Below are 18,803 nucleotides of genomic sequence, written 5' to 3'. Positions count from 1 at the left end.
GGCTTATCCTTCCGAATGGCGCTGTCAGACTTTTTCGTAAAGCGTGGTCACACAGGCCCCGCCGAGGCCAAGGTTATGCTGGAGCGCAAGACGCGCCCCGTCGACCTGACGCGCATCGGCCTGACCGCGAAGCTGCTGGACCAGTTCCGTGCACTGCGCAAGGCCGGTCGCACCCAGCGGATGCCCCTTGGACAAAAGACCGCCCGACGGGTTGGTCACGAATTTGCCGCCATAGGTATTGTCACCATCGTCAACGAATTTGGCCGCATCGCCACGTGCGCAAAGGCCCAGCGCCTCATAGGTGATAAGCTCGTTGTGGGCGAAACAGTCGTGCAATTCGACCACGTCCACATCGTCGGGCCCGATGCCCGCTGCCTCATAGACCTGCTCGGCAGCACGCTTGGCCATCGAGAAGCCCACGACCTCACGCATGTCGTGCGCGCCGAACGTCTCCGGCCCGTCCGTTGTCATGGCCTGCGCCGAGATCCGAACGGAACTGTCGAGGCCGTGCTTGTCCGCGAACTCCTTGGAACAGATGATTGCCGCAGCCGCACCGCAGGTCGGCGGGCACGCCATCAGCCGTGTCATCACGCCGGGCCACATGACCGGAGCGGCCATGACCTCTTCGGCGGTCATTTCCTGCCGGAACAGGGCGACGGGGTTCTTGGCCGCGTGACGGCTGGCCTTGGCGCGGATTTTCGCGAAGGTTTCCATCGAGGTGCCGAACTCATCCATATGCGCCTTGCCCGCGCCACCGAAATAGCGAAGCGCCAGCGGGATCTCGGAGTTACCCACCAGATCGTCGGTTTCCTCGTCAAACGCCGTGAACGGGCTGATCCGATCCGGGAACATCGCGCCAAGTGCGCCGGGCTGCATCTGCTCGAACCCCAGAGCCAGCGCACATTCCACCGCGCCGCTTTCAACGGCCTGACGGGCCAGGAACAGGGCGGATGAACCGGTCGAGCAGTTGTTGTTCACGTTCACAACCGGAATCCCGGTCATGCCGACATGGTACAGCGCCCGCTGGCCGCTTGTGCTGTCGCCATAGACATAGCCCACATAGGCCTGCTGGACGCTGTCGTAATCCAGCCCCGCATCTGCCAGAGCGGAGCGGGTGGCCGTGGCGGCCATCACGTCATAGCTATCGGATTTTCCAGGCTTCTGGAACGGGACCATCCCCACGCCAACCACATAAGCCTTATCTGTCATGTCTCTCTCCCAGGTTCGAGCCGGCCACGACGGATCGGGCGGACTCGCATTTTCTACCGTTTGTTAGAAATTACATAGCCACGCTTGGCTCTGTCAACAAAATCGCTTCGTGACGTAGGGTATCGGGTTCCGGACCCATGCATATGTTCGGGCATTCGCACCGCGCGGGCCGAAGGACAGCGTGAATGGCGTATCGTCCGGAATTCGCAGATTTTCTGGCGCTATTCCCGGCAACGCTCGCTCAGCGTCGAGGCCCGAACGCGCCACAAAACGACGCGCCCGCCACCCCGAAAGGGTAGCGGGGCGATCCGGGGCGCCGAAGCGCGCCGGACCTGGTTGTCACAGCCGGAATATGCCGTAATGCGGATCGTCGATCGGCGCGTTCAGCGAGGCGGAGATGGACATGCCCAGCGCATTGCGCGTGTCCGCCGGGTCGAGGATGCCATCATCCCACAGCTCTGAGGTAGAGGTATAGGCCTCAACATCGTGGCGGAATTTTTCCAGCACGGGGTCGCGAATGGCGGCGATTTCCTCATCGCTCAGCTTCTTGCCTTCGCGCTCAAGCTGCCGGATCTTGACGTCGGCCATGGTGTTCGCTGCCTGATCCGCCCCCATCACGCCGATCTCTGCCTGCGGCCACATGAACAGCGTACGCGCATCCCAGGCCCGTCCGCACATCCCGTAATTGCCCGCCCCGTACGAGGCATTGGCGATCACGGTGAATTTCGGCACGACCGACCCACCCTGCGCCATCAGCATCTTTGCGCCGTCCTTCGCGATGCCGCGTTCCTCATATTCGCGACCCACCATGTAGCCCGTAATGTTCTGGAAGAAGACCAGAGGCGTCCGGTTCTGGTTGCAAAGCTGTATGAAATGCGCGGCCTTGAGCGAACTGTCGTTGAACAGCACCCCGTTATTGGCGAGAATCCCCACCTTGTAGCCCCAGATATGGGCATAACCGCAGATCATCGTGGTGCCGTAATCGGGCTGATATTCGTGAAAGCGCGAACCGTCCACGATCCGGGCCAGAACCTCACGCATGTCGAACTGGGTCTTCCGGTCCTTGGGGATGATCCCGTATAGCTCTTTCGGCTCGTAGTATGGCTCCTCGAAGGAGGCGGTCTCGATGATTGTCTTCGGCGTGCGCTTCCACTGGCTGACAATTTCGCGTGCCAGTGAAAAGGCGTGTTCCTCGGTGGCGGCGCGGTAGTCGCCGGTGCCCGAGACAGAGGTGTGCATGACCGCCCCGCCCAGTTCCTGAACGCCGACCTCCTCGCCGGTCGCGGCCTTGACCAGCGGTGGACCGCCGAGGAAGATCGCTCCGGTGCCCTCGATGATGACGTTGTAATCGCTGAGCGTCGGCACATAAGCGCCGCCCGCCGTGCAGTGCCCGCCGACGATGGCGACCTGCGGGATGTTGGCCTGACTCAACTTGACCTGATTGCGAAACACCCGCCCGCCCAGATAACGGTCGGGAAAGACGCCGTGTTGCAGCGGCAGGAAGCCGCCGGCGCTGTCGCAGATGTGAATGACCGGCAAGCGGTTTTCCAGCGCGACATCCAGCAGCCGCACGATTTTCTTGACGGTATGCGGATACCACGCACCGCCCTTGACGCTGGCGTCGTTGGCGTGAATGGCGACCTCGCGCCCCTGCACGATGCCGATGCCCGTCACCACGGCGGCACCGGGCACCGCACCGTCATATTCGCGGCAGGCGGCGAGGGTCGAGAACTCCAGGAACGGCGTGCCGGGGTCCAGCAGCAGCTTCAGCCGCTCCCGCACGCCCAGCTTGTTCTGACGGGCGAGGCGGTCGATATCGCGCTGAGGGCGCTCGAAACGCGCCGCGTGCTGGCGGGCGTGGAACTCCTTCAACCGCTCGGTCATGGCCGCATGGTTGGCCTTGAAGTCGGGAGCATTCGTGTCAATCTGGCTTTCGATCCGGCGCATGGTCAGTCCTCCTCGGGGGCCAGTTGGGCGAGCGTGGCCTTCAGCCCGAAACTGTCACCTGCGGCAAATGGTATTTCAGCAACCACCCCGTCGCGCGGTGCGGCCAGGCTGGTTTCGAGTTTCATGCTTTCGATGACGAGCAGGATCTGGCCTTCCTTGACCTGATCGCCGGGTTTGGCGTTCACCGCCACGACCACACCAGGCATCGGCGCGATGATGCGATCGTCGGCCGCGCCACTATCACTTCCGGCCAGACGTTCTGCGGGATCAACCCGCCCGATCGCATATGCACGGCCGTTCAGATGCACAAAAGTTGCGTCAGGTCCGACGGCCAGACGCAATTCCTGCACACGCCCGCGTGCGCGCAGGACATAACCGCCCGGTTCGCTTGTCGGGTCCAACCGGCAGGGAACCGAGCCATCGGGCATGTTTACAATCAGGTTGGTGCCGTCATGCGACAGCCAGCATTCGGTCTCTTCGCCGTCGATCTGGAATATCCGCCGCATCAGTTTCTCCACCCGCCCATTTTACGGTGCATCTCAGGTATCTGCATGACTTCGCCCACCAGCCGGTCGTCCGACAGAGCGGTCGCGGCGATCAGCAAGTCTGATATGTCCTCGCCCGGTGCTGTCAGCGTATCCGCCTGTTCGGCCAGAAATCCGGTCGAGATGTCACCCGAAGCAAAATCCGGGTGCGCCAGGATCGCATCCAGATAGCCTGTATTGGTCGTAACGCCCAGGATAACGTAATTCTGCACCGCCTGTCGCGCCCGCGCGATGGCCTGTGTACGGTCCGGGGCGTGAACGATCAGCTTGGACAGCATCGGGTCGAAATCGGTGGTGACCTTACCACCCCCCAGGATGCCGCTGTCAACTCGCACGCCTGTGCCCTGCGGTTCGTCCAGCAGCAGGATGTCCCCGATGGCGGGGCGGAAATCCTCCGTTGCGTCCTCGGCGCAGATGCGCAGCTCGATCGAGTGACCGGACTGCGCAATGTCGTCCTGCGCGGCGCTCAGCCCCTCACCCGCCGCGATGCGCAGCTGTTCCGCGACGAGGTCGAAGCCGGTGACCATCTCCGTCACGGGATGCTCGACCTGTAGGCGCGTGTTCATTTCCAAGAAATAGAAGGACCCGTCCTGCGCATAGATGAACTCGACGGTTCCGGCCCCGCGATAGTTGACCGCGCGCGCGATCCCGGCGGCGGTTTCGCAGATGTCCAGACGCTGCTGCGCCGAGAGCGCCGGAGACGGCGTTTCCTCGATGATCTTCTGAAACCGGCGCTGGATCGAGCATTCGCGTTCCCAGAAATGAACGACATTGCCCTGCCCGTCACCCATGACTTGCACCTCGATATGGCGCGGGCGTTCGATGTAGCGTTCGACGAACAGACGACCGTCACCGAAATAGCGCTCGCCCTCACGGCGTGCGGTCTCGATCTCGGATTCCAGTGCGCTGTCCTCACGCACGACGCGCATTCCCTTGCCGCCGCCGCCCGCCGAGGGCTTGATCAGCAGCGGATAGCCCACCGCGCGGGAGCGTTCGACGAAGGTGGCGGGGTCGTCATCCTCGATGGCCGATGGCGCAACCGGGAAGCCGCGCTCCTCGACGAAGCCGCGGGCCCGCACCTTGTCGCCCATCAGGTCGATGACCTCGGATGTGGGGCCGACGAAGGTGACGCTGGCTTGCTCAAGTGCCGCGACGAAGCCTGCATTTTCCGACAGGAAGCCATAGCCCGGATGCACCGCGTCCGCGCCAATCCTTTCCGCGACCTCGACGATCTGCGGGATGTCGAGATAGGCGGCAACGGGGGTGGGGCCGTCGATGCTCACGACCTCGTCCGCTATCAGATGGGCCGGTCCCTCCTGCTCGGACGGGTGGCGCAACACGGCGGTGGCAAGGCCGCGTGCCTTGGCGGTGCGCAAGACACGTGCAGCGATCTCCCCCCTGTTGGCGACCAGCAGTTTGGAAATACTCATCTTACTTCCTTTCATGCGCTCTCGGCGGAATGAAGCCCGTCCCTTGCGGCCAGATCGGCCGGTACGGGAATCTCGATGTCCAGCAGCATCTGCGCAAAGCCCTTGCCCTGCGGGTCGATGCGGACAGAGGCGATACCGCCGCCGCCCAGTGATTCATGCAGCAGGAAGTTCAGCGCATGGCTTCCCGGCAGGTCGAAACGTTCGACCGCACCGTGGCACAGATGCGCGAAATAGTCCTTCACCCTTTCCTCGGTAAGCGAGGAGCGGATGTAGGGCAGATATTCCGGCTTGCGCGCCAGGATGCCGATATTGGCGATGTCGCCCTTGTCACCCGACCGACCCCACGCCAGATCGACAAGCCGCACGTTGACGGCGTCAGGCCCGGCCTTGCTGCTTTCCACCTGCGGCCCCGACGGCGGATCGAGCGTGACCGAATTTGTCGATACGGTGACGGGCACCTGCGTTCCGTCCACCTCGACCTCAACGGGGGTGTCAGCCTTGTCCTGCAGGAAGGAGAACAGGCGAACCACCGGCTGCACCTTCGGGCGCCCGGCGAAAAATCCGGTCAGGCCCTGCGCCGTGGAAATGGCCATGGGCGCGATTTCCCCGGCAAAAATGTTGAGCGCGCTGCGATCCTCATGCACCGCGCCGATCTTGAGCACCACTTCGCGGGTCTTGGCGCGGGCGTTGGCGCCATAGGCGGCTTCGGCCCCCAGAACCTCAACGCTGACCTGTCGGAAATCGCCCAAGTTCCTGTCGCGGAAAATCCGGCGGCAGCGGGTCAGGATCGCCTCGGCCACACGCTCGGCCTTCGCCGGGGCGTCAATGGCGGCGAGCGTCAGAGTGGTGACCGCGCGCCAGCCGTCGGCATGGGTGGCCGAAACCTTGTAGCTGTCGGTGCGCCCCAGTCCCCTGCCCCCCTTGACCAGCACCTGATCGGGACCGACCTGTTCGAGCGTGACACCGGACCAGTCGCAGATCACGTCCGGCAGCAGATAGGCCCGCGGATCGCCGATCTCGTAGAGCATCTGTTCGCCGACCGATCCCGGCACAACCAACCCGCCGGTATCGGGGGTTTTTGTCATGACGAAGCTGCCATCCTCGGACACTTCAACGATGGGCATGCCCATATTGTCCCATCCCGGCACGTCGCGCCAGTCGGTGAAGTTGCCCCCGGTTCCCTGAGGACCGCATTCGATCAAATGGCCTGCCAGCGATCCCTGGCTGAGCTTGTCCCAATCCTCATCGCTCCAGCCGAATTCGTGCATGAGTGGGCCCAGCGCCACGGCACTGTCAGCGCAGCGTCCGGTGATCACGATATCGGCCCCCGCATCCAGCGCGGTCGCGATGGGGCGGGCACCCAGATAGGCATTCATGCTCCAGATATCGTCGGGAAAATCCACGCCGGAGAACATTTCCCGCTGACCGCGTGCGCGAATATCACCGGCCTGCCCTGACAGATCGTCGCCCAGAACCACACCGATGGACAGGTCGATTCCAGCCTCGGCGGCGGCCTTGGCCAGCGCATCGCGGCAGCCGCGCGGGTTTACACCACCGGCATTGGCCACGACCTTGATGCCCTTGGCCTTGATTTGCGGAAGCAACGGCACGAGCGTCTTGACGAAATCCGGCGCAAAGCCCGCCTCAGGCGACTTGGCACGGGCGCGCGCCATCAGGGACATCGTGACTTCCGCCAGATAATCGAACACCAGATAGTCGATCTGTCCGCCGGAAACCAACTGGCCAGCCGCTTCGGGCGTATCGCCCCAGAACCCGGAGGCGCATCCGATGCGCAGTTTTCGATCTGACATATTCCCTCCTCAGCGCCGTATCAGCGGCCCGTCCATTCAGGTTTGCGTTTCGCGATGAAAGCATCGAAGCCCTCGCGCGCATCTTCTGTCTGTGCCACGCGCGGCAACAGCGTTTCGGCAAAGCGCATCTGCTGCGGATAGGTCATGTCCTGCATCGCGTGGCAGGCATATTTGCCCAGCCGAATGGCAGTGGGCGACTGGGCGGCGATCTGGTCAACCAGTTCCGAAATCTTGTCATCCAGCCCGGCTCCATCCGTCACATAATTGACCAGATCATAGCGCAGCGATTCCTCGGCGGTCAGGGGGACGCCGGTGATGAACATCTCCATCAATCTGCGCCGTGGCAACACGCGCATCATCGGCGGAACGATGGTCATGGGAAACAGGCCCACCTTTACCTCCGGCGTTCCGATCCGGGCGTGATCCGCCATCACCGCCAGATCGCAGGCACAGACGATCCCCGCGCCCGCGCCGACGGCGACACCGTTGATGCGGGCTATGGTCGGCTTCCGGCAGGCTTGAATCGCGTCGAACAGCTTACCGGCAAAATGCTCGGGATCGGCCGGGTCCTGAACGAACGGGCCCCCTTCGGCCCCCGCCTTGAGATCGCCGCCCGCGCAAAAGGCTAGCTCCCCCGCGCCGGTCAATACGATCACCCGGCAATTGGCGTCAGCCTCGGCCGCCTGAAGCGCGGCAATCATGCCCTCAGCCACATCGCGGTTCATGGCGTTGCGCCGTTCGGGGCGGCAAATCGTGATGCGCGTTTCATGCCCTCGCGCCTGCGATTGTACGACGTTCTCAGCCATCTCCAGAACCTCCCCGCATTGGCAATTGCCTTGCTTGCAACGTCAGGTCGCGAAAAGCTTGCCTTGATCTATTTTCTAACATGTGTTTGATTTTGGTCAACACTACAGATGTCATTCTGTTCGGGGAGGAACGATAATGACCAGCCAGAACGAACCTGACATGGCAGCCTTGGAAGCCATCAGGGCCAACTATTCATTGACCGATGAGCAGCGCCAGATCGTCGATCATGTGGACCGCGTTTCGCGCGAGGTGCTGCACCCGCTGCAGGCCCGCATGGACGCGGAGGAATGGTGGCCCGACGATCTGTTCAAACAGATGGGGGAGCTTGGCCTTCTGGGAATCACCGCGCCCGAGGAATTCGGCGGATCGGGCCAGAACGAATTCACGCAGGCGCTGGTGTCCGAAGTGATCTCGAAATGGAATCCGGCCGTGGGGCTGTCGCACGGGGCGCATGACAATCTTTGCCTGAACAACCTGCTGCGCAACGGGTCCGAGGAACAGATAAAGAAGTATGTGCCGGGCCTGTGTTCCGGTGATCTGGTCGGAGCGCTGGGGCTGACCGAGCCCGGTGCCGGGTCCGATGCGCTTGGCTCCATGGCGACCACGGCGCGTCGCGATGGCGACGACTACATCATCAATGGCTCCAAGATCTACATCACGAACGGGCCGATCGCGGACGTGATCCTGCTCTACGCCAAAACCGACAAGTCCAAAGGCGCCAAGGGCATTTCGGCCTTTATCATCGACACCGACAATCCCGGATTCAAGGTGGCGCAAAAGCTCGACAAGATGGGCTTTCGCGGTTCTCCGACCGGGGAACTGGTATTCGAGGATTGCCGGGTGCCGGCCTCCGCAATGCTGGGCGCTGAAAACAGCGGCGTCGCGGTGGTGATGAGCGGGCTGGATCTGGAACGAGCGATGGTCGCCTCGCTCTGCGTTGGCATGGCCGACCGCGCGCTGGAGCTGGGTCTGGAATACGCCAAGATCCGCGAACAATTCGGCAAGCCGATCGCAAGTTTCCAGATGGTGCAGTCGAAACTGGCCGAGATCTATACCGAGGTCGAAACCGCGCGCGCCTTCAGCTATCGCGCGCTGGCTGCCTGTGTCGGCCTTCCCAAGGGGGCCGGTGGGCGTGGTGAGATTCACAAGCTGACCGCCGCCGCCTGCCTGTACGCGGGTGAGGCGTTCAACAAGGCCGTCACCGAGGCCTGCCACATCCATGGCGGCTCCGGCTACATGCAGGACACCGAAATCAACCGGCTGTTCCGCGCAAACAAGCTGTTGGAGATCGGCGCGGGCACCAGTGAAGTGCGCAAGATCATCATCGCCGAAGAACTGCTGCGCGCCTGAGGGGGACAAGATCATGAACAAGCAACTGCGCAACGACATCGACCTTCCGACTCATTTCAAGACGGATGAACAGCAGGCGCTGGCCGATCAGGCCGGCAAGTTCTTCATGTCCGAGTTCCACCACCTGAACGCGGAAATGGACGACACCGACGACCTGCCGCCCTCCGTCTTTCCCAAGCTGGGGGAGATGGGGTATCTCGGCCTGAACGTGCCGCCGGAATTCGGCGGTGCCGGGCTCGATTTTACCTCCGCCTGCATCATCACCGAAGAACTGTCGCGCGCCTCTGCCGCGATCGGGCTGACGCATGTGGCGCATGACAACCTGTGCGTCAACAATATCTACCGCAACGCCAATGACGATCTGCGCCGCAAATATCTGCCGGGGCTATGCAACGGCACGCTGGTCGGCGCACTGGGCCTGACCGAACCGGGTGCCGGGTCCGACGCGCTCGGCTCAATGCGCACCACGGCCAGGAAGGATGGCGACGACTACATCCTGAACGGGTCAAAGATCTATATCACCAACGGGCCGATTGCCGATCTGGTGCTGGTCTATGCCAAGACCTCACCCGAAAAGGGCGCCAAGGGGATTTCAGCCTTCATCGTCGAGACGGACACACCCGGTTTCAAGGTGGCGCAGAAGCTCAACAAGATGGGTTTTCGCGGGTCGCCGACCGGGGAGCTGGTTTTCCAGGATTGCCGCGTGCCCGCCAAGAACATGGTGGGCAAGCTGGACGGCGGTGTGGCGGTCACGATGTCGGGGCTGGACCTGGAGCGCGCTATCGTCTGCTTCAACGCCCTGGGCATTGCACAGCGGGCGCTGGATATCTCCATCGACTACGCCAAGACGCGCCAGCAGTTCGGCAAGCCGATCGCCAGCTTCCAGATGGTGCAGGCGATGCTGGCCGACATGTACACACAGCTTGAGGCGGCGCGCAGCCTGTCGCTGAAAACCGTCGCGATGTGCGAGGGCCTGAAGGAGGGCGAAGGCGGACGCGGCGAAATTCACAAGCTGACCGCCGCCGCGATCTTCAAGGCCGCCGAGGTCACGTCATTCGTGCTGGACAAGGCCGTCCAGATCCACGGCGGGTCGGGCTACATGCGCGACACGGAAGTGAACCGGCTTTACCGCACGGGCCGTGTTCTGGAGGTTGGCGCGGGCACTCAGGAAGTGCGCAAGCTGATCATTTCCGGCGAACTTCTGAAAAACTGAGAGTGAAAACATGAGCGAGAAAAAGACATCGCGTTATGCACCGGATCTGATGGCGGGCCAGGTGGCCCTTGTCACCGGATCGGGTTCGGGAATGGGCCGGGCAACGGCACTGGAAATGGCCTCCTGCGGGGCCAGACTGGCGCTGTTCGCGCGCCGCGAGGAACCGCTGGAGGAGACTGCCGAAATGATCCGTGCAGCGGGTGGAGAGGCGTTCGTCGTTCCTGGCGACACCCGCGACGAGGACAGCATCGAAAACGCGATGGGCCGCATCAAGGAACATTACGGGCAGCTTGACGTGCTGGTGAACAATGCAGGCGGGCAGTACATCGCCGCTGCGCGCGATATCACCAACAAGGGCTTCGAGGCGGTGATCCGCAACAACCTGATCGGGTCATGGCAGATGACCCGCGCAGCCGCCGATCATTTCATGTATGATAACGGCGGATCGGTCGTGTTCGTTACTGCGATTTCAGGGCGGACCGCACTTACCGGGTTTACCCACACCGTTGCCGCCCGCGCGGGTGTTACCGGCATGATGAAGACGCTTGCCGCCGAATGGGGCGAGTATGGCATTCGCCTCAATTGCGTCGCGCCGGGCACGATCAAGACCGAAGCGCTTGGCCGCTATCCCATCCCGCCCGAGCGGTGGAAACAGCTGAACCGCTCGGTCCTCAACCGGATGGGCATGGCCGAGGACATCGCCGGCACCATCATTTTCCTCGCGTCTGATCTGGGGAACTTCATCACCGGTGAGGACATCTATGTCGATGGCGGCGAAACCCTTCACATGGGTCATGACGCGCGCGATATGATCAACCCCGATATGTTCGACAAACGCGAGCGCGGAGACGGAAAAGATGAGTGAACCCATTGTCCTTCTGAATATCGCTGACAGGATTGCCACCGTTACGCTGAACGATCCGGAGCGTCGCAATCCGATTACCGGAAACGAAATGATTTCGGCCCTTCTGGATACCTTCGCGAAGGTGCAGGCCGATCCGCAGGTCAGCGTCATGATCCTGACCGGTGCCGGCACGGCATTCTGCGCCGGCGGCGATATCAAGGAAATGAACGATCCCGACGGCATTTTCCGCAAGGAACCGCTGGCCGCCGCCGAAAGCTATGTCAACGGCGTGCAGCGCCTGCCGCAGGCGCTCTACAACATGGACATCCCCACCATCGCGGCGGTCAACGGCCCTGCGGTCGGCGCGGGATGCGATCTGACGATGATGTGCGACATGCGCATTGCATCCGAGAAAGCGAAGTTCGGCGAGGTGTTCCTGAACCTCGGGATCATTCCGGGCGATGCGGGCAGTTGGTTCATGCTGCGCCGTCTGGGCCATCAACGGGCCGCCGACCTGACATTCTCGGGCCGTATGGTCGAGGCGAAGGAGGCGCTTGAAATCGGTATGGTTCTGGATGTCGTGCCCCATGAAAACCTCATGGAACGGGCACGCGAACGGGCGTCGGTCATTGCAGCCAAGCCGCCGCGTGCTGTACGGGTTGCCAAGCGCCTGATGCGCAACGCCGAACGGATGGATCTGCCTGATTTCCTGAATTCCGCAGCGGCCTATCAGGCGCTGATGCATCAGACCGAGGACCACCATGAGGCGGTCTCCGCGTTTATGGAAAAACGAAAACCCAGCTTTACCGGGCGCTAAAGGAAAGACCGCATGTCTGACATCAGCAAGACGAAAATGGAACAGATCGCGCAGATGTGGAATGCGCGTGGCAAGGGCCTGATCACCCACATGGCGCTCGATATCGAAGACGTCTCCTCCGAGGGGGTTCGGGTCCGCATGCCGTTCAATCCAGACTTCTGTGTCGACAGCGATCAAACCCTGCTGCATGGCGGCATCCTGACGGCCCTGCTGGACAGTGTCTTCGGGCTGGCGAACTTCGTGTCCATCGAAGGGGTCAGCACCATGGCGACCCTGGACCTCAGAGTTGACTATCTGCGCCCGGCGCGCTCCCGCTCGGATGTCATCGTTCGCGCGCATTGCTTTCGGAAAACCCGGCATATCGCCTTCAATTCCGGCAGTATCTGTTTCGATGGCCATGAGGACGCGGAAATCGCCCGTGGAACCGCCTCGTTTGCATTGACCCGCGGCGACGTCAGCCTGTTTGACGCGATGACAAAAGGAAAAACCCGTGATTGATTTGCAAACCGTCAATGCCAATGTCTCCCGGGTTCCGTTCTTCCGGTTTCTCAACTTCGAGGTGCAAAGCCTGGACAACCTGCATGCCGAAGCGGAGATGACCTTTGAATCACGCCATATCGGAAACCCGGTCATGGAGCATTACCACGGCGGCATCATCGCCAGCTTCATGGAGGCGACGGCCGCCATCGCCGTCCATCCCGATTTCGCGGACGTTCCGGCCAAGCCGATCAATCTAACGGTGGATTACCTCAGACCGGGCATGAAGGGGCCGCTATATGCCCGCGCCGATGTCACCCGCAAGGGCAAGCGCATCGCCAGCCTCAGCGTGATTACCTGGCAGATAGAGCGGGAAAAACCGATCGCAGAAGGGCTATATCACTTCCTTCTGGTGTGATCTGGCTTCTGACCTGATCCCCCTGACCGGGCGGGCCGGCCTCTCGTCTGATCGGGACGGGGGCCGCGCCAGCGCAGAACTCAGTGGATCTGCACCTGTTCGGTGGGGTCCGCTCTGTTGCAAATCCCTTCGAGCAGCAGCTTGATGAGCATTTCGGAGAATTCGGGAAGGGAAAGGTAGCCGTCCGCGCCCGTCCTGTTTGGATCGAACCACTCCACCGTCCAGTTCAGGGCGCCCAGCATCACCTGCCGCAGGGGAACGATCTTGATATCCGATCTGATCGCGTCGTCCTTTTGCGCGTCTCTGAGTATTCTGTCCCAGAGCCTTCCGTAATCATGCCGGATTTTGCCGTGTCTTTCCCTGAAGTGGTTGGGCAGCATCCCATAACTTCTGATATTGGCGGACGTGAATTCGCTCGCCTTGAACAGGAAATCCAGATGCGTCCAGATGGCCGTCGCGATCCTGGCGTAATGGTCGTAAGGTTCGTGAAACTCTTCTACCGCGGCGCTGACACCGGATAGCAAATCGCTCAATCCCGCGTTCAGAACCTCGTCCACTATCTCTTCCTTGGATTTGAAATGATAGTAGACACTGCCCGCCTGCATGTCCGCTTCTGCAGCGATCTGCCGCAATGTGGTCGCCTTGAAACCATTGTCCCGCAGCACGCGCGCGGCGGCCAGCAGGATATCGGAACGGGTTTTCGCCGCCTTGCCTGTCGCCTCAGGGGCCTTGTAGGCAATGTGACTGATCATCTTGGACCCGCCGGTATCCGCGCGGTGACGCGATGACATTCCGTCAAGTATGAGATTGCTCATGCGTTCCGCCAGGACATGCACGGGATGCCGGTCCACGTCATACCATTCGACGGTCCAGTTCATCGCGCTGAGCACAAACTGCCGAATGGCCGAAACGGAGATGTCCCTCCTCAAAAGGTCCGCTTCCTTGGCTTCTTCGAGAAATTCGCTCCAGACCCGTGCGTAGGAGGCACGCAGATCCCGGTGGGGCGCGCGAGCCTCGTCCGACAACATCGGATAATTCCGGATATTGGCCGAGGTATAGTCACTTGTCGTCAACAGATAGGTCAGATGCGTTTCGATGAGCTGCGCGAATGTCTCGCGAAACCGCTCCGGATGGCCCTTGTTAGCGCGAATTATGCTGCTGACCTGTTCATAGAGCGCGCGAACACCGATATCGAGCACCTCGCTCAATATCTGGTCCTTCGAGTCGAAATGGTAGTAGATGCTGCCCGCTTCGATACCGGTTTCCTGCGCGATGCTGCGCATCGTTGTCGCATAGTAACCTTCGTGACGGAAAAGGCAGGCAGCCGCTGCGAGAATGTCTCCGCGTGTCCTCTCCGACTTGCTCAAATCATCGTCGGTTTGCGTGTCGTCATCAAACTGCCTCACCATTCATAGTCGATACTTGTCAGTGACAAGGCTGTCCATTGCAATAAATCTAACAAGTGTTAGAATACGCGAAAGGACGCTCGAATCAAGTTCTTTGTAATGACGCCAGCGAAAGAGGAGGACCTCCATATGCGAGGATTGAGTGGAAAACGTGTAATCGTGACCGGCGGTGGCAGCGGCATCGGGCGCGCTGTCTGCGAACGGTTCGGCGAAGAAGGTGCCGAGGTTGCTGTTTTCGATATGAACGAGGATGGAGCACGCGAAACCGCACAACTGATCGTTGATGCCGGTGGAAAGGCGTCCGCCTTCAAGGCTGACATCACCGACCGCGCACAGGTCGACAAGGCAGTTGCGGAGTTCGAGGCTGGCGGCCCGATCGACGTGCTGGTGAACAATGCCGGCTGGGATCTGATCAAGCCGTTCCTGGATACCGATGAGGATCTCTGGAAAAAGATCATCGACATCAATCTTTACGGCCCCCTGAACATGCACCACGCGGTGCTGCCGGGCATGGTCAAGAACGGTGGCGGCCGCGTGGTCAACATCGCATCGGATGCGGGCCGTGTCGGCTCGTCGGGTGAGGCTGTGTATTCCGCTTGCAAGGGCGGCATCATCTCGTTCACGAAAACCGTTGCACGTGAGCTCGCACGCAAGGGTGTCCAGCTGAACGCCGTCGCACCGGGACCGACCGATACGCCGCTGTTCGCCCAGGTTGCACAGGGCGAAGCCGGCCAGAAAATCGCGGAGGGGCTGAAGCGGGCCATTCCGATGAAGCGTCTGGCACAGCCCACGGATTATCCCGGGGTCATCTGCTTCCTGTCGTCCGATGACGCCGGATTCATCACCGGCCAGGTGATTTCGGTTTCGGGCGGTCTGTCCATGCACGGATGATCGCTGGCGGCCATGCTTCTCACTGGGCATGGCCGCCGATCCGTGTACAAAGTTACCTCCCTAACTGGCTGCGCCACCGGTGCGGCCCTTTTTCGTTGAAGAAAGGTGACACATGTTCCAGCCAGATTCTGACATTCAGCGTTCAAGCACGCTCGCAGCTTTCCTGAGGGATTGCGGCGCGGACAGTTATGAAGACCTTGCCCAACGGGCGAATGCTGAACCGGATTGGTTCTGGGACCGCGTAATCAATTTTGCCGGCATAAAGTTCAGCCGCCCCTACACCCAGCTGAGGGATATATCCGATGGGCCGGAATCGATCCGGTGGGCCGTGGGTGGCACCTTGAACCTGACGGAAACCTGTCTGGACGCTCACATCGAAAACGGTCTGGCCGACAAGATCGCGATCGACTGGGTGGGTGAGGACGGAAGCCAGCGCAGCTGGACCTATTCCGATCTCGCCGCCGAAACCGCGCGCGTGGCCTCCGCGCTGGCGCAGCGTGGCGTGAAGCCCGGACAGGCTGTGGGTATCTACATGCCCATGATACCCGAAATCGAGGCCGCGCTGCTGGGGATCGCCCGGCTGGGCGCCGTGGCAGTGCCGCTGTTTTCCGGATTCGCGCCACCGGCCATCGTCTCCCGACTGAACGATTCAGATGCCGTGGCGGTGCTGACGGCGGATGCCACGCCCCGGCGCGGCACGCCCGTCTGGATGGAGGCCAAACTGGCCGAGGCCCTTCAGGACGTGCCTTCGGTCCATACCGTCATCAGCCTGCGACGCTTCGGCGGCGAAGTGGCCGATCCGGCCCGCGATCTGGATTGGCAGCAAAGCATCGGAAAGGCGGATCCGACCTATCCCGCCCATCCCGTGGACGCGGACGCCGCGCTGATGATCGCCTATACCTCGGGCACGACCGGACGGCCCAAGGGTGTTGTGCACACCCATCTGGGCGTGCAGGCCAAGGCCGCGTCGGATTTCCTGCTGGGCCTCGACATGAAGCATGACGACCGGCATCTGTGGATGACCGATATGGGCTGGGTCATGGGCCCGCTCACGCTTTTGTCGGTATTGCTGTCGGGGGCTACGCTGGTTCTGGCGGAGGGTGCGCCGTCGATGCCCGGCGATCCCTTCAGGCTGCTGCGCATCGCCGCGGAGATGAAGGTGACCCACATGGGCGTCGCGCCAACCCTGGTGCGGCAGTTCATGACGCAGGATCCGGCCCCTCTTTCAAGCTACGATCTTTCGCCCCTTCGCATCGTCGCCTCGACCGGAGAGCCCTGGACCGACGACGCCTGGATCTGGCAGCTCGACCATATCTGCCGCCGCCGCGCGGTGCCGCTCAACATCTCCGGCGGAACCGAGCTTTTCGGCGCGATCCTGACCTCGACCGTGCTCCACGAGGTTCGTCCCGGCGGATTTTCCGCACAGGCGCTGGGTGTCGGGGCCAAGGTCCTGCGTCAGGACGGCAGCGAGGCCGCGCCCGGCGAGGTGGGTGAACTGGTCGTCACCCAACCGCCCCTGGGCCTGACCCCGGCCATCCGCGGCGACCGTGAACGCTATCTTGAAACCTACTGGTCCACCTATCCCGGCATCTGGCGGCATGGCGACTGGGTGCGCTGCGATCCTGACGGCACGTGGTATATCCTCGGTCGTTCGGACGACACGCTCAACATCGCCGGCAAACGCATCGGCCCGCCCGAGATCGAGGGCGCTCTGACCGAAACCGGGGAAGTCGTGGACGCCGCCGCCATTGCAGCACCCGATGATATCAAGGGCGTGGCCGTGGTCTGCGTATGCGTCGCGGCACCGGGTGTGGTGCCCGACGCGGATCTGGTCGAGCGGCTCAAGAACCGTGTGGGTGAAGTCGTCTCGAAACCCTTCCGCCCGCGTGAGATTCACTTTGTCGAGGCCCTGCCCAAGACCCGCAGCATGAAGACAATGCGCCGGATCGTGCGCGCGGCCTTCCTCGATGAAGACCCCGGCGACCTGGCATCGGTCAGCAATCCCGAAACCATCCAGCCCATCGCACTGCTGAGAAAGGAAACGTCATGATCACCGTCTTCGGAGCCACCGGAACCACCGGTGCACCTCTTGTCGATACTCTTCTGGCCAAGGGCGCCAAGGTGCGCGCCGTTACCAGCGATCCAGCCAAGCTCGACGGCCTAAAGGCCAAGGGATGCGAGGCTGTCACCGCGCGTTTCGACGATCAGTCCGCACTGGAACAGGCCTGTTCCGGGGCGGACAGGATCTATCTGGTGACACCCGCGCATCTGGACATGCGTCAGTGGAAGGCCAACGCGATCGCGGCGGCCAAGAAGACGGGCGTGCAGCATGTCGTTCTGGCCACCGGGCTTGGCGCGTCGCCAAAGGCGGGGCTGACCTTCGGAAAATGGCATTCCGAAAGTCAGGAATTGCTGAAGGAAAGCGGCCTCGACTGGACCTTCGTTCAGCCGACCTATTTCATGCAAAACCTGCTGTGGCAGGCTGACAGCATCGCCAAGGACGGGGTCTATTATGACGACATGGGCGGTCCCGTCTCATGGATCGACGCCCGCGACATTGCCGATGTCGCAGCGGAGGCCCTGACCGGTTCGGGCCATGCGGGCAAGGGATATGGCGTGACCGGCCCCGAGGCCCTGACCGGAGAAGAGATCGCCGCTGTCCTGTCCGAGGAAACCGGCCGTGCCGTCACCTGCGTGCACCTCTCGGCGGATGAGGCAAAGGCGGCCATGATCTCCGGCGGAATGCAGAGCGAGGTCGCCGCAGCGATGGTGGAACTGGCCTCCATCGCGCCCAAGGGCTACCTGGGGGGTATCGAGACCACGGTCAGTGACGTTCTGGGCCGCCCGGCGCGGCGGTTCCGTGATTTCGTAGTCGAGAATCGGGATGCTTTCGTCCAGTGAGCGGACGGTCGCGCCGCTTTATCTTGAGCTGGCACCGGCTGCGGATGCTGTGGCGCAGATCGACCATCTTTTCGTGTTCCGCGACACGGGTACGTTGAGCGGTGGCGGCAGCGGTCGTTTCGCCACCGATCTGTTCACCCTTTCGGTGGCACCGGGCGGGCGCACGGACGGTGGCGGCGATCCGCATATCTCGCTCACGCTGCCCCGCGCGGGCTTCGCTCACCGTCGCGCGCCGTTTTGCGGCATCGTCGCCGGTCTGCGGCTGGCGGCGCGACCGGAGAGTTTGCCCGCCCGCGCGGCGGTGGAGCAGTTGGCCGTGGCACTTCGGCGGGCACAACGGTTCGACGACGATTTGCCCGCTCTGGTGGCCGCGCTGGACAATCTGGGCCGGGGGTTGAGCTTCGCCGCTTCGCCACATGCCGTCAGCGACCGAACTGGGCGTCGCAGGGCGCGGGCCGACACCGGTGTGTCGAGACGACGGCTCGCCGCCATTCGGCGCTTTCGCCAGATGCTCAAGCGACTGGCGAGCCGGAACACCCTGTCATTGAGCGATCTTGCGCTGGACGCCGGATATTACGATCAAGCGCATATGTCGGCGTTCTGCCGATCCTTCGCTGGCAGTTCGCCCGGGGCCCTCCGCTCACAGGCGGAAAGACGCCCTTTTGACCTTTCGTTACAAGATACGCATTTCAGGGACCGGGTAAGCTTGGTCATCATGAATGAAAAACAGGAGTAAA

At 62.1% G+C, this 18,803-nt stretch carries 17 protein-coding genes; 10 read left to right on the top strand and 7 right to left on the bottom strand.

Annotation, left to right across the window (positions count from 1 at the left end):
* Positions 1 to 24: 24 nt before the first annotated feature.
* The 6 genes from H1S03_RS09025 to H1S03_RS09000 all read right to left on the bottom strand — a co-directional run bounded on the left by H1S03_RS09025 (position 25) and on the right by H1S03_RS09000 (position 7,748).
* Positions 25 to 1,209 carry a lipid-transfer protein gene (locus H1S03_RS09025; protein WP_166188221.1) on the bottom strand — a complete coding sequence of 395 codons (1,185 nt, stop codon included), beginning with the start codon at positions 1,207 to 1,209 and terminating at the stop codon, positions 25 to 27.
* A 339-nt stretch (positions 1,210 to 1,548) separates the two neighbouring features.
* Positions 1,549 to 3,156 (bottom strand): acyl-CoA carboxylase subunit beta, encoded by a 1,608-nt coding sequence (locus H1S03_RS09020; RefSeq protein WP_185804137.1) that lies wholly within the window; start codon positions 3,154 to 3,156, stop codon positions 1,549 to 1,551.
* A gap of 2 nt (positions 3,157 to 3,158) precedes the next feature.
* The gene (locus H1S03_RS09015) at positions 3,159 to 3,662 is read right to left on the bottom strand and encodes an acyl-CoA carboxylase biotin carboxyl carrier protein subunit (protein ID WP_221892650.1); all 504 of its coding nucleotides are present in this window, start codon (positions 3,660 to 3,662) and stop codon (positions 3,159 to 3,161) included.
* The gene (locus H1S03_RS09010; RefSeq protein WP_185804135.1) at positions 3,662 to 5,131 is read right to left on the bottom strand and encodes an acetyl-CoA carboxylase biotin carboxylase subunit; all 1,470 of its coding nucleotides are present in this window, start codon (positions 5,129 to 5,131) and stop codon (positions 3,662 to 3,664) included. Before H1S03_RS09010 ends, H1S03_RS09015 begins: the two co-directional genes overlap by 1 nt.
* Positions 5,132 to 5,142: 11 nt before the next feature.
* Entirely contained in the window at positions 5,143 to 6,942 is a 1,800-nt protein-coding gene (locus H1S03_RS09005; protein WP_185804134.1) for an acyclic terpene utilization AtuA family protein, read from the bottom strand.
* 20 nt (positions 6,943 to 6,962) lie between these two features.
* A complete protein-coding gene (locus H1S03_RS09000) occupies positions 6,963 to 7,748 on the bottom strand; it encodes an enoyl-CoA hydratase-related protein (protein ID WP_185804133.1) in 786 nt (261 codons plus the stop codon).
* A 136-nt stretch (positions 7,749 to 7,884) separates the two neighbouring features.
* Between H1S03_RS09000 and H1S03_RS08995 the strand changes: the two genes are divergently transcribed.
* From H1S03_RS08995 to H1S03_RS08970, 6 genes are read left to right on the top strand one after another with little or no spacing between them, the layout of a single operon-like run.
* Complete coding sequence (locus H1S03_RS08995) at positions 7,885 to 9,099, top strand: acyl-CoA dehydrogenase family protein (protein ID WP_185804132.1); 1,215 nt, start codon at positions 7,885 to 7,887, stop codon at positions 9,097 to 9,099.
* A gap of 13 nt (positions 9,100 to 9,112) precedes the next feature.
* Positions 9,113 to 10,312, top strand: coding sequence for an acyl-CoA dehydrogenase family protein (locus H1S03_RS08990; RefSeq protein ID WP_185804131.1), 1,200 nt, complete (start codon positions 9,113 to 9,115; stop codon positions 10,310 to 10,312).
* A 10-nt stretch (positions 10,313 to 10,322) separates the two neighbouring features.
* A complete protein-coding gene (locus tag H1S03_RS08985) occupies positions 10,323 to 11,177 on the top strand; it encodes an SDR family NAD(P)-dependent oxidoreductase (RefSeq protein ID WP_185804130.1) in 855 nt (284 codons plus the stop codon).
* Entirely contained in the window at positions 11,170 to 11,973 is an 804-nt protein-coding gene (locus H1S03_RS08980; RefSeq protein ID WP_185804129.1) for an enoyl-CoA hydratase-related protein, read from the top strand. Before H1S03_RS08985 ends, H1S03_RS08980 begins: the two co-directional genes overlap by 8 nt.
* Before the next feature lie 12 nt (positions 11,974 to 11,985).
* The gene (locus H1S03_RS08975) at positions 11,986 to 12,471 is read left to right on the top strand and encodes a PaaI family thioesterase (protein ID WP_185804128.1); all 486 of its coding nucleotides are present in this window, start codon (positions 11,986 to 11,988) and stop codon (positions 12,469 to 12,471) included.
* Positions 12,464 to 12,868 carry a PaaI family thioesterase gene (locus tag H1S03_RS08970; protein ID WP_347339220.1) on the top strand — a complete coding sequence of 135 codons (405 nt, stop codon included), beginning with the start codon at positions 12,464 to 12,466 and terminating at the stop codon, positions 12,866 to 12,868. Before H1S03_RS08975 ends, H1S03_RS08970 begins: the two co-directional genes overlap by 8 nt.
* Positions 12,869 to 12,948: 80 nt before the next feature.
* Here H1S03_RS08970 and H1S03_RS08965 read toward each other — a convergent pair whose 3' ends face one another.
* Positions 12,949 to 14,277 (bottom strand): TetR/AcrR family transcriptional regulator, encoded by a 1,329-nt coding sequence (locus H1S03_RS08965; RefSeq protein WP_185804127.1) that lies wholly within the window; start codon positions 14,275 to 14,277, stop codon positions 12,949 to 12,951.
* A 126-nt stretch (positions 14,278 to 14,403) separates the two neighbouring features.
* On the opposite strand from H1S03_RS08965, the gene H1S03_RS08960 reads away from it, so the two are divergent.
* From H1S03_RS08960 to H1S03_RS08945, 4 genes are all read left to right on the top strand, one after another.
* Complete coding sequence (locus H1S03_RS08960; protein ID WP_185804126.1) at positions 14,404 to 15,165, top strand: glucose 1-dehydrogenase; 762 nt, start codon at positions 14,404 to 14,406, stop codon at positions 15,163 to 15,165.
* Between the two features lie 112 nt (positions 15,166 to 15,277).
* Positions 15,278 to 17,215, top strand: a complete 1,938-nt coding sequence (locus H1S03_RS08955; RefSeq protein WP_185804125.1) for an AMP-binding protein — start codon at positions 15,278 to 15,280, stop codon at positions 17,213 to 17,215.
* Positions 17,212 to 18,066, top strand: a complete 855-nt coding sequence (locus tag H1S03_RS08950; RefSeq protein ID WP_185804124.1) for an SDR family oxidoreductase — start codon at positions 17,212 to 17,214, stop codon at positions 18,064 to 18,066. The genes H1S03_RS08955 and H1S03_RS08950 overlap by 4 nt, the downstream gene beginning before the upstream one ends.
* A complete protein-coding gene (locus tag H1S03_RS08945) occupies positions 18,050 to 18,802 on the top strand; it encodes an AraC family transcriptional regulator (protein ID WP_185804123.1) in 753 nt (250 codons plus the stop codon). Before H1S03_RS08950 ends, H1S03_RS08945 begins: the two co-directional genes overlap by 17 nt.
* The last annotated feature ends 1 nt before the right edge of the window (position 18,803 follow it).

The organism is Pontivivens nitratireducens (genome assembly GCF_014235845.1).
Lineage (GTDB): Bacteria > Pseudomonadota > Alphaproteobacteria > Rhodobacterales > Rhodobacteraceae > Pontivivens > Pontivivens nitratireducens.
The sequence above is the reverse complement of the archived record's forward strand: the minus strand, read 5'-3'. Positions and strand labels throughout refer to the sequence as shown.

Excerpts from the sequence above, each read along its gene's own strand:
- H1S03_RS09025 (WP_166188221.1), bottom strand. The coding sequence starts at position 1,209 with ATGACAGATAAGGCTTATGTGGTTGGCGTGGGGATGGTCCCGTTCCAG.
- H1S03_RS09020 (WP_185804137.1), bottom strand. The coding sequence starts at position 3,156 with ATGCGCCGGATCGAAAGCCAGATTGACACGAATGCTCCCGACTTCAAG.
- H1S03_RS09015 (WP_221892650.1), bottom strand. The coding sequence starts at position 3,662 with ATGCGGCGGATATTCCAGATCGACGGCGAAGAGACCGAATGCTGGCTG.
- H1S03_RS09010 (WP_185804135.1), bottom strand. The coding sequence starts at position 5,131 with ATGAGTATTTCCAAACTGCTGGTCGCCAACAGGGGGGAGATCGCTGCA.
- H1S03_RS09005 (WP_185804134.1), bottom strand. The coding sequence starts at position 6,942 with ATGTCAGATCGAAAACTGCGCATCGGATGCGCCTCCGGGTTCTGGGGC.
- H1S03_RS09000 (WP_185804133.1), bottom strand. The coding sequence starts at position 7,748 with ATGGCTGAGAACGTCGTACAATCGCAGGCGCGAGGGCATGAAACGCGC.
- H1S03_RS08995 (WP_185804132.1), top strand. The coding sequence starts at position 7,885 with ATGACCAGCCAGAACGAACCTGACATGGCAGCCTTGGAAGCCATCAGG.
- H1S03_RS08990 (WP_185804131.1), top strand. The coding sequence starts at position 9,113 with ATGAACAAGCAACTGCGCAACGACATCGACCTTCCGACTCATTTCAAG.
- H1S03_RS08985 (WP_185804130.1), top strand. The coding sequence starts at position 10,323 with ATGAGCGAGAAAAAGACATCGCGTTATGCACCGGATCTGATGGCGGGC.
- H1S03_RS08980 (WP_185804129.1), top strand. The coding sequence starts at position 11,170 with ATGAGTGAACCCATTGTCCTTCTGAATATCGCTGACAGGATTGCCACC.
- H1S03_RS08975 (WP_185804128.1), top strand. The coding sequence starts at position 11,986 with ATGTCTGACATCAGCAAGACGAAAATGGAACAGATCGCGCAGATGTGG.
- H1S03_RS08965 (WP_185804127.1), bottom strand. The coding sequence starts at position 14,277 with ATGGTGAGGCAGTTTGATGACGACACGCAAACCGACGATGATTTGAGC.
- H1S03_RS08960 (WP_185804126.1), top strand. The coding sequence starts at position 14,404 with ATGCGAGGATTGAGTGGAAAACGTGTAATCGTGACCGGCGGTGGCAGC.
- H1S03_RS08955 (WP_185804125.1), top strand. The coding sequence starts at position 15,278 with ATGTTCCAGCCAGATTCTGACATTCAGCGTTCAAGCACGCTCGCAGCT.
- H1S03_RS08950 (WP_185804124.1), top strand. The coding sequence starts at position 17,212 with ATGATCACCGTCTTCGGAGCCACCGGAACCACCGGTGCACCTCTTGTC.
- H1S03_RS08945 (WP_185804123.1), top strand. The coding sequence starts at position 18,050 with ATGCTTTCGTCCAGTGAGCGGACGGTCGCGCCGCTTTATCTTGAGCTG.